This window comes from Ruminococcus sp. 210702-SL.1.03 (assembly GCF_020559915.1).
Taxonomy (GTDB): Bacteria; Bacillota; Clostridia; order Oscillospirales; family Ruminococcaceae; genus YE71.
This window is the reverse complement of record NZ_JAJCLZ010000109.1, coordinates 1-791: the sequence shown is the minus strand read 5'-3', so window position 1 is coordinate 791 and position 791 is coordinate 1. Positions and strand designations below refer to the sequence as shown.

Genomic DNA, 791 nt, shown 5'->3' with positions numbered 1-791 from the left:
CTTTCTATTTTACTTCTTTGAGGTTGGAGTGTCAAGTTTTATTATACTATATCAAGATTTTCGCAATGAGTTTCAAAAGGATTATCACAGAATAATATGCAGCGCCTCATTCAGACGTTTGCAGGACAAAACTCAGGTATTTCCGTTGGATAAAAGCGATTTTGTGCGTACAAGGCTGACCCATTCTCTTGAAGTTTCCTCATTTGCCAAATCATTAGGGCAGACCGCTTTTCAGTATCTGATCGACAATAATTTTAATGAAGATATAACAGCGGAAACTAAGGACAAGGTATGCAGTATACTTGAATGTGCAGGGCTGCTGCATGATATAGGAAATCCCCCGTTCGGACACTTTGGCGAGGATTCTATCCGTAATTGGTTTAAATTGAATTTGCCAAAAATCAAGTTTGACGATACTGCGCTTTGCGAGTATTTGGACGAGCATATGAAAAACGATCTGCTTTATTTTGAGGGCAATGCCCAGGCTCTTCGCTTGCTGACAAAGCTGCACTATCTTGTTGATGAAAACGGTATGCATCTGACTTATGCTTTGCTCAATACGCTGATAAAATATCCGGTTTCATCTTGTGAAATAGATAAGCACAGCGGTAATATCAAGACTAAGAAGATGGGATATTATCTTGCCGAAAAAGAGCTTTTTGACGATATTACATTATCAACCGGAGCAGTCGATTGTCGCTATCCGCTTACATATCTGCTTGAAGCTGCCGATGATATAGTGATATAGTATAATAAAACTTGACACTCCAACCTCAAAGAAGTAAAATAGA

Annotated in this window: 1 protein-coding gene; it reads left to right on the top strand. The window is 38.8% G+C overall.

The window, feature by feature from the left end:
- Positions 1-748: dGTP triphosphohydrolase (gene dgt / locus LI114_RS13640; RefSeq protein ID WP_413770909.1), on the top strand; the 748-nt coding region annotated here is incomplete at its 5' end.
- Positions 749-791 lie beyond the last annotated feature (43 nt).